Annotated in this window: 8 protein-coding genes and 1 pseudogene; 3 read left to right on the top strand and 6 right to left on the bottom strand. The window is 49.0% G+C overall.

Annotation, left to right across the window (positions count from 1 at the left end; translation table 11 throughout):
- Positions 1–74: 74 nt before the first annotated feature.
- Both STRDD11_RS03605 and STRDD11_RS03600 read left to right on the top strand, forming a co-directional pair.
- Positions 75–2363 (top strand): FtsX-like permease family protein, encoded by a 2289-nt coding sequence (locus STRDD11_RS03605; protein WP_241209334.1) that lies wholly within the window; start codon positions 75–77, stop codon positions 2361–2363.
- A 35-nt stretch (positions 2364–2398) separates the two neighbouring features.
- Positions 2399–3142 carry an ABC transporter ATP-binding protein gene (locus STRDD11_RS03600; RefSeq protein WP_128835497.1) on the top strand — a complete coding sequence of 248 codons (744 nt, stop codon included), beginning with the start codon at positions 2399–2401 and terminating at the stop codon, positions 3140–3142.
- A gap of 305 nt (positions 3143–3447) precedes the next feature.
- On the opposite strand, the gene STRDD11_RS03595 is transcribed toward STRDD11_RS03600, so the two are convergent.
- Complete coding sequence (locus STRDD11_RS03595) at positions 3448–4095, bottom strand: hypothetical protein (RefSeq protein ID WP_241209300.1); 648 nt, start codon at positions 4093–4095, stop codon at positions 3448–3450.
- On the bottom strand, positions 4016–5515 hold the full coding sequence (locus STRDD11_RS03590; protein ID WP_128835495.1) for a DUF1310 family protein: 1500 nt from the start codon (positions 5513–5515) through the stop codon (positions 4016–4018). Before STRDD11_RS03590 ends, STRDD11_RS03595 begins: the two co-directional genes overlap by 80 nt.
- Before the next feature lie 153 nt (positions 5516–5668).
- Between STRDD11_RS03590 and rsmG the strand changes: the two genes are divergently transcribed.
- Complete coding sequence (rsmG, locus tag STRDD11_RS03585) at positions 5669–6382, top strand: 16S rRNA (guanine(527)-N(7))-methyltransferase RsmG (RefSeq protein WP_128835493.1); 714 nt, start codon at positions 5669–5671, stop codon at positions 6380–6382.
- Positions 6383–6607: 225 nt separating this feature from the next.
- On the opposite strand, the gene STRDD11_RS03575 is transcribed toward rsmG, so the two are convergent.
- From STRDD11_RS03575 to STRDD11_RS03560, 4 genes and pseudogenes are all read right to left on the bottom strand, one after another.
- Complete coding sequence (locus STRDD11_RS03575) at positions 6608–7450, bottom strand: CPBP family intramembrane glutamic endopeptidase (RefSeq protein ID WP_128835491.1); 843 nt, start codon at positions 7448–7450, stop codon at positions 6608–6610.
- A gap of 25 nt (positions 7451–7475) precedes the next feature.
- Positions 7476–7931, bottom strand: a complete 456-nt coding sequence (locus STRDD11_RS03570) for a putative immunity protein (RefSeq protein ID WP_128835489.1) — start codon at positions 7929–7931, stop codon at positions 7476–7478.
- Between the two features lie 18 nt (positions 7932–7949).
- Positions 7950–8785 (bottom strand): annotated as a pseudogene (locus STRDD11_RS03565) (energy-coupling factor transporter transmembrane protein EcfT).
- Positions 8778–9147, bottom strand: a 370-nt coding sequence (locus STRDD11_RS03560; RefSeq protein WP_164828362.1) for an ATP-binding cassette domain-containing protein, incomplete at its 5' end; no start/stop codon positions are given. The gene STRDD11_RS03560 and the pseudogene STRDD11_RS03565, both read right to left, overlap by 8 nt.

Genomic DNA, 9147 nt, shown 5'->3' with positions numbered 1-9147 from the left:
AGTACCTTCTGTAAAGGAGCTGGAATATGTTTCAACGCTTGATAAAAAATGATTTCAAGAGCAATAAAGTCAGTGTGCTGGTCATAACGGTTTTCCTGCTGCTGACGCTGACTCTGTGCTTTGCAGCTGTTCGCCTGACGGTCAGTCTGGCAAGCTCCGTCGACCGCTTTGTGGAACGAGCTAAAAGCCCTCATCTGCTGCAGATGCACAGCGGCAGCATTAATCGGGAGCGCCTGCAGGAGTTTGTCCGCCGGCACCCGCAGATTGAGAGCTGGCAGATTGCTGACTTTGTCAATGTCGACGGCTCCGAGATTCGGATCAACGGCAGAGACTCCCTGCAGGACAGCTCGCAGGACAATGGATTTTCCAGTCAAAACCAGACTTTCGATTTCCTGCTGGATAAGGACAATCGTCCTGCCCAGCCTCAAGCCGGACAGGTCTACATCCCCCTTTACTATTACAGCAGCGGCCGTATCCGACTGGGGGACCGTCTGCAGATTGGTTCGCTTCAGCTGACTGTTCAGGGCTATATCCGCGATGCCCAGATGAATGCCGGGCTGGTTTCTTCCAAACGTTTTCTCATCGCTCCGGAGGACTTGGACAGGCTGAAGCAAGAAAACGCAGCTGCCGCTGAAGCGCTGATTGAATTTCGGGTCCGCAAAGCCGGCCAGATCAGCGCTATTGAAGAGGCCTATAAAACTGCAGGTTTGGAGTCCAACGGCCCGCCTATGATTAGCTATCCGACGATTAAGATGATCAACAGCCTCAATGATGCTCTGGTCATCTTGGTCATGGGCCTGCTGGCGCTGGCAGTGCTGTTTATCACCTTTCTCTGCATGCGCTTTGCCCTATTAACCAAGATTGAGGAGGAGCTGGAGCAGATTGCTGTCATGAAGGTCATGGGGCTGCCTCAAAGCTTTATCAAAAAGGTCTATCTGGCCAAATATACCAGCATCATCGCTCTGGCTTTGGCTGGCGGCTGGACTCTGTCCTTTCTGCTGACCGGACCGCTCAAGAAAGAGACGGAAATCTTCATGGGCAAAAGCCCGACACCGCTTTACAGCTACGTTTTAGAAGCGATGACCGCTCTGCTGCTCTGCCTTTTGCTAGTCTGGCTGACCTCACGGCCGCTGAGTTCTTTTAAGAAATTGACGCCAAGTCAGGCTCTGAAGCTGGCGGCTGCAGGCCATTCCACTCAGAAACAGCAGACTCCGAGTCTGGGCCTGCCCAAACACCCTCTGTGGGACGGGCCTTATTTCGCCTGTCAGCAGATTTTCAGTCACAAAAAGCTCTATCTGACCATGCTGCTGATTATCAGCCTTATCAGCCTCTTGGTGCTCCTGCCTGCAGCTCTCTACAGCACCGTGACCGACAGGCACTTTATCCAGTATCTGGGTGCCGGACAGGCCGACCTCCTGATTGATATTTCGCAGACCGAGGAGATTGATGCCAAGACAGATCAGCTGCTGAAGGAGCTGCAGGCAGATCAGGAGATAGCACAGGTCAGCGACTATCGCAATCAGAATTTTTCCTATCTGGACCGGAAAGGCCAAACCCATCAGCTTCGGATCAGTCTGGGCAGCCACAGCCTTTATCCGGTCAAATACAGCCAAGGCCAATCGCCTAAATCCGAGCAGGAGATTGCTCTCTCTAAGCTCAACGCCGATGAATTGAAGCTGCAGACAGGAGACAGCCTGACCCTGCTGGTAGACGGCAAGGAAAAAAAACTGACCGTGACCGGCATCTATTCTGATCTGACCTATGGCGGCAAGACAGCCAAAGCCAGCTTTCAGACCGCACGCCCTCAGACCCTGACCAGCCTGCTGGCGGTCAGTCTGAAAGCGAGCAGGAACAAGTCTCAGAAAATCAAGGAACTGCAGAAGCGCTATCCAGAATATAAACTGACCGATGTTGAGGATTTCTTTCACCAGACTTTCGACGGTACATTGGCCAGCCTCAACCTAATTCAGACCGGGCTTTTCTGGACTGGGAGCGCTTTGGTCTTTATCCTCATGACCCTCTTTGTCTACATGATTTTCACCAAGGACCGGAGCGATTTGGCTCTCTGCCGCATGCTGGGGTTCAGCAGCGGGCAGCTTCGCTCCTACTACTTGCTGGCAAATGCCTTTGTCTGTCTGCTGGCTCTAGGCCTCGCCTATCTGCTGCTGCTGATTTTGGGACAGCCCGTCTGCAGCCTGCTTCTGTCCGGCTTTGGCATCAGCCGTCTCAGTCTCGTCATCAATCCGCTGCTTCCCTTCCTCTTCCTGCCTCTGACTCTGCTGGCAAGCGCCCTTTCGGCCTCTGTCATCAGCCTGAGGGCCATGACAAGACTGCAAATCGGCAGCTGCCTCAAAGAACAGTAGCTCAGAGGCAGCCGCCTAGATTTACGGAGAATCCCATGTTCATACAAGCAAGACATCTCAGCAAAAGCTATCAGGAAAATCAGGAGCCCATTATCCGCGACTTATCGCTGGACATTGAAGCCGGCCAATTCATTGCGGTTATGGGTCCCTCCGGCTGCGGCAAATCGACTCTGCTCAATATCCTGTCCACCATAGATCAGCCTGACCAAGGGCAGCTTTTCTATAAAGGGCAGAATCTGCTGCACTTGGACAGCAAACAGCTGGACCAAATCAGACGGCAGGAATTTGGCTTTGTGTTCCAGCAGGCTACCTTTCTGAAAAATCTTACTATTATCGACAATATCTGCCTGCCCAGCCTGGTCGGCCAGCACCGCAGGGAGCGGGAAGCAGCCTATGAGCGGGCCAAAGAGCTGATGGCTCTGACAGGGATTGAAAATATTGCTCAGCGCAGTCTCCATGAGGTTTCCGGCGGCCAGCTGCAGCGGGCCGGTATCTGCCGGGCCCTGATCAATCAGCCCCAGCTGATCTTTGCAGACGAGCCGACGGGAGCTCTCAATTCTCAGGCCAGCCGGGATGTTATGGATCTGATGCAGGATTTTCATCAGCAGGGGGCCAGTATCCTTCTGGTCACGCATGACGTCAATGCCGCTGCCTATGCGGATAAGGTCCTGCTGATTCTGGACGGTCAGATAGAATGCCAAATCTGCTTTGACGCCAAATCAGATCAGAAAGACCGCCGTCAGCTGCTGCTGACAGAGCTGAGCAAGAGAGGAATCTAGTCTGTCCACCTATACTCAATGAAAATCGAAATCAGAAGAGGCAGGAACAGACAGGGCTGGGGCACCCGCTCATTCTGTCACGAGAAATCCCAAGGGGCTTTCTCTCATTCCCGCAGGAAGCATCAAAAAAGAGGCTTTGAGGTTGTAGATAAAGCTTCCGTGAGGAAGTCTCAAAAGCAGGGCAAGGCGAGCTAACAAAGTTATAAAAGATAAACGAAATGACGATAATTAACGGTATAAAAAAACGGGCAGCCGCATCACTAAGCTTCTGCTCGTTTGATTGTATTTTCAGCCGCTTGCCTAAACTAGTCGTCCTCTGCTTCCTCTTCCGAAACTGCCGGCAGACTGCTGATATAGGCATCCAGCTGTTGATTGAAATCCTGCTGATTTTTATAAGGGTAATTGATGTAAAAAAGATCAACCCAGCCTTTTTCATCCTCACTCTTATAAAAACCTTCTATCTTAACAGGGAGAAATTTCTTATTGTAGCTGATACGCAGCTTAAGGAGACTGGACTGCTGAAAATCATCCAGAATATAGCAGGCGCTGTCAGTCTTTTTCAGATGCTTCCAGACTTCTTTCAGCTCCAGAGTCTGCTGATAGCCCTCTCTCTGAATGGCTGCCTTATCAAAAGCAATTTCCTTAGTGGCTTCCAGAGAGTAATTCACTTCGCTGTTATAGTATTCCTCAACCGTCAAATCGTCCAGCTGATTGCCAAAAAGCTGCTTGTCTTTGATTGCAATGTCAGATCCGAAAAGGGCCTGATGCTTCAGATCAAAAGACATACCGGCATCGGAGCCATACAGTTTCTTGGCATATGCGTCCGTTACATGAAAGAAACGCTGCCCTTCCAGCACTTGGTAGAGGGTTTTGTCAGTTTGACTGGGGCTGGTTTGATTGCTGATAAAAACGATCAAAGCCGTCCCCGACATCAGCAGAAGCAATGTAATCATTATAGGCTTCCAGCCGATCGTCATCTTCAATTTCTCTCCATCTTTCAAAATCGCTATATCCTCCTTTTTTTACAATATCCGCATAGCGCCCGCCTTTATTCAGCAGCACAGCCGGCCGCCATTTCTTGGTCATCTTGCGGCGAATGTCTGTATCCGGTGGATGACTGACATCCAGATAACTGTGGGTTCGGGCCAGGTAGGCTGGGACATCAGAATTCAGGCCTTTAGACAGACCGTAGTTGGCAGATTCGGTATTGGCTGCATCGCCGCCTTTCTCAACAGCATAATGATCCGGATCCGAATCATAGCTGCCATCCTCCAGCTGCCGGTAAACATTCCATTCTGATACAAACTTCCCACTCTCGATATTGACAATAAACTCAATGAAACGGGCGTTGTTGACACCATAGTCCCCACTGACATTCGCCTGCGGAACCTGCACTTTCATATTCTGGGTATAGCCAAATTCTGTCATGGTGCGGTTGTGAAAGACAGCCCCGGTCGTATAATCGACCTTGACCTTCTCCTCTCTGGTATAAGCCAGCAGCTTATCAAAGTCTGTCTTTCCCTGATAATTTTCCCGAATATAGTCGATGGCCTGCTTGTCAATATGCGATCGGAATAAATGCAGTTTTTCCCCTAGCTCGTCTGCTTTTAAACCTTCCTTGCCGGTGTAGCTTTCAATGATCTCCCTGCGGAAAAAACTGTAAAAATCACTGGTCGGCTTGAGGCTTTTGGAAAATTTGTAACCGCCCTTCATCTGCAGAAAATGATGCTGGTCAATCTCCGCTTTCATGTGGTCCAGCACCAGCGCTAATTTTTCCCGGCCGGTCAAATCAGACTGAATAAAAAAGGCCGTGTAGAGGGGCGAACCGATTTCCTGACTTTCCTGATCCAGCTCTGCCATCTTCGCCGGCAAATCCTGCAGGGAAGACTGCTTCATCTTGTCACGGACCCGCTCATAATAAGCCGTTTTGACGGCTGCATCCCACTTATCTCTGCTGACAATAGCTTCAGCTCGCTGCCGCAGTTTTTCTAAAGCCTTGCTATAATCTTCCTGCTGCAGCCGCTTCTTCAAAGCCTTGGAAGCTTGTGCAGAAGTAAGGGCCAAATCACCGTCTTTGTCCTTTTCCAAGGTGACATTCAGCTTTAAATCCGCAGAGCGGTTGACCAGCAAGGCCAGAGAGATTTTGCCCTCTTCCTCAGAAACAGAAGTTCGGTCTATCTCATAGGACTGAATAACGGCCGGCTTGGTCAAAGCCAGCAGGTCAAACTCAGCCAGTTTATCCTCATAAAGAAAGGCCAGGTCTTTATCCGTGACCATTTTCACTAAATCTGACTGCTTCTGCTGAGGGGAAAACAGCAGCCAGCAAGCAGCCAGCAGGAGCATCGCTCCGATAATATATAAAACTCTTTTCATATTAAATTGATTATAGCATAAAAAACCGTTTCCCTGTCCTTTATTTGCTTGCCAGACAGGAGTTTTTTCCTGCCAAGATAAAATCTTTGAGCCCTGTTTCTGACCCGCTTTTTATGGTATAATAGAACCACTACTCAGAAATAAGGACAGCCTATGACACCGCAAGAATTTTACCAGATTTTAAGCCAGCAAGGGATTGAGCTGACCAACCATCAAAAAGCCCAGTTTGAGCGCTATTTTGAACTTCTGGTCGCTTGGAATGAAAAGATCAATCTGACGGCTATTACAGAGAAAAAGGAAGTCTATCTCAAGCATTTCTATGATTCGATTGCGCCTGTTCTGCAGGGGCTGATTGAAAATCGCGGGCTGAAACTGCTGGACATCGGAGCCGGAGCTGGCTTTCCCAGCCTGCCCATGAAAATCCTCTGTCCCCAGCTGGACGTGACCATCATCGACTCACTCAATAAACGGATTAACTTTCTTAAACTTCTGGCAGAGGAGCTCGGTCTGGAGCAGGTGCACTTCTACCACGGCCGTGCAGAAGACTTTGCCCAAGACAAGGCCTTCCGGGCCCAGTTTGACATCGTGACGGCACGGGCTGTTGCCCGCATGCAGGTACTGGCTGAGCTGACCATTCCCTACCTCAAGGTCAGCGGCAAGCTTCTGGCTCTCAAGGCTTCCAACGCTCCAGAAGAGCTAGAAGAAGCCAAAAATGCCCTCAGCCTCCTTTTCAGCAAGGTCGAGGACAACCGCAGCTATGCCCTGCCTAACGGCGATCCTCGCTTTATCACAGTGGTTGAGAAGAAGAAAGAAACACCTAATAAGTACCCCCGTAAAGCCGGCCTGCCCACTAAACGGCCTCTATAACTGAAAAAGCAAGCAATTCAAGATTGCCTGCTTTTTCTCTTTAGTAGGTGGTATAGTCTTTTAGTTTACTTTTAGTATAGTCTTTTAGTTTGCTTTTAGTACGAGGCAGCGAGCCGCAGACAGTACTGGCGTACGGCAAGGCGAGCTAACAAAGTAATAAAAGATAAACTAAAGGATGATACTAGGCAACGAGCCGCAGGCTGTACTGGGGTACGGCAAGGCGAGTTAACGACGCAATAAAAGATAAACTAAACGACGGTAGTAAATCAAGAGAGCAAGAAGGGATAGGGTCTGGGCTATGCTAATGCGAACGGTCAGCAGCTGATCGGCTCCGTTTTTTGACAGCACATGAAAGAGATTAACCACCGTGTTATTGACAAAATGCGCAGCCATCCCCATATAAAGACTGCCTGTCAGCTTGGTCATCAGAGAAAATTGGAAACCGATAAGAAAGCTGGTCACAACCAAAATCAGGCTGTTAAGCCAAAAACCGGTCAGACTCATTTCCCCATCCAGAAGACTCCTGAGCGGAGCCATGATATGCCAAAGTCCAAAAAGGATATTGGAGCAGACTGCTGCTGTCATAAAGCTGTGTTTCCGTTCAAAAAGTTTTTGAAAGAGACCACGGAAAATTCCTTCCTCCATAAGGACATTGATCAGATTGCCTGCAAGACAGAGCAAAACGAAGATCATTTCTCTGTGCTGGCCGATATTACCGCTGACGGAGTAAGCAGAGACATAAAAATCAAGCCCCCGAAAACCGCCCTGACTGATCAGCACTGCCATTTCCAGCAGGTAAGCCAAGGCAAAGGCGATCAGCCCCCAGATAAAGCCGATAAGCGTATTGCGGACAAAACCTTCTTTCTGAAAGCCAATCTGTTCAAGCTTTAACCTGTAAAAATGGAGGGCTGCCAGCATGAAACCAAGTCCTAACAGCTTATGAACAAAGGCTTCGCCCAGAATGGTCTGATCGGTTCTTAAAAATAAGTATTCCGCAATCCGAAACGAGAAACAGGCCATGTAAATCAGTAAAATTCCCGTTAAATTATGTTTTCTTAATTCCTGCATCACAGCTTCCTTTCTTTGATTGCACTTATTCTAACAACTCAATCTGCTTCATTCTTTCTTTTCTGACTTTCTCAAGATTTCCTGGATAGAGCTGATGAATCAATGTAATGGCAACATCTGCTGCCCACAGCCCATGGTATTTTACATGTGGGCTGGCTAAAATCTGAGCCATTGTCCTATAAAATTTAACCTTTACTGGATTTTTTTCCTCTTTTGCCAAACGACCGACCTCAAAGCTCTTGTTCCTCGCAGCATGATAATTGGTCTTTCCAGCTAGCCAATCATCCATAGCTGCAAATCCCAGATACATCTCTTCTGTAAAGGAGAAGCCCGTCAATTCAGAGAGGTGGTCAGCATACATCCTGCAAAATCTAACTATATCCTCATGTGTCTTCTGCTCATCAATTTCGATAAAGGCTGACTTCAACTCTGGAAGATCCTCAATCTTTCCCAAGGGTTTTTGATAAGCGTAACTATCCATAGTCTTTCCTCCCTTATTCTAGGCCCAGGGATTGTAAAACCGTCCCTGATTGACGGCGAAGAGAGCCAGACTCAGCAGGAAGAGAGCCGCTGCCAGAGCCATGACCAGAAAATCCAGCTTGTCAAAAGCTTGATAAGTGTACCAGGTGCGCTTTTATTTTTACCGAAACGGCGCAGCTCCATGGCTGTCGCAATGGTATTGATCCGCTCCAGCGAACTGAAAATCAGGGGAGTGATGATCTGCAGATTGCCCTTGACCCGCTGAGCCAGCTTGGCTTTCTTGGAAAGCTCCAGACCGCGCGCTTCCTGCGACATCTTAATCAGGTAAAACTCCTCCTGCAAATCCGGGATATACCGCAGGGTCAGACTGACCGCATAGGCGATTTTATAGGAAATACCGATTTGATTGAGGCTGGAGGCAAACTGGCTGGGCTGGGTAGTCATCAGAAAAATAAGCGCCAGCGGAATGGTAGAGAAATATTTGAGCAGCAGATTCAAAAGATAAAAGAGCTCCTGACTGGTCAGATTGTAGGCACCAAAGCCTGTCCACAGGATATCTTTTGCCCCGTAAATTTCCACCGCATACTGAGGAGCAAAGAGATAGACCATGAGGATATTCAGAGCCGCAAAAGCTCCAGCAAAGGTCAGGACAAAGGAAATATCCCTGAGCCGGATATGGGACAGCCGAAAGAGAGCCAGTGAGGCCAGCGCGATAAAGAGCAAAAAACGCGTATCATAGCTCACCATAGCTGCCACCGAAACGACCAGAAAAAAGATCAGCTTGCTGGCACCTGACAGACGGTGCAGAAAGGTCGTCCCCGCATGGTAGCCGATTAACTTCTGTTGATTAAGCATGGCTGTCCTCCTTGTGCTGCATATAGAATTGAGTCAGAGCCAAAGGATCTGCGCCGATTTTCTGGGCTAAAGCAAAAATCGAGGTTTCCTTGAGATTGGCTGCCTGAATCAGCGCTTGATCCGTCAGTACCTCAGCCGGCGGCTTATCCGCCAATATCTGCCCATCTGCCACGACAATCGCCCGATCAGAATAGTCCAGCATGAGCTGCATATCATGGGTAATCATGATAATGGTATGCCCCTGCTGATGAAGCTCATTCAGGAATTCCATAATTTCTGTGTAATGCCGCTGGTCCTGCCCCGCCGTCGGCTCATCCAGCAGGATAATCTCCGGATTCAGCACCAAAATAGAGGCAATGGTC

This window comes from Streptococcus sp. DD11 (assembly GCF_001578865.1).
Lineage (GTDB): Bacteria > Bacillota > Bacilli > Lactobacillales > Streptococcaceae > Streptococcus > Streptococcus panodentis.
The sequence above is the reverse complement of the archived record's forward strand: the minus strand, read 5'-3'. Positions and strand labels throughout refer to the sequence as shown.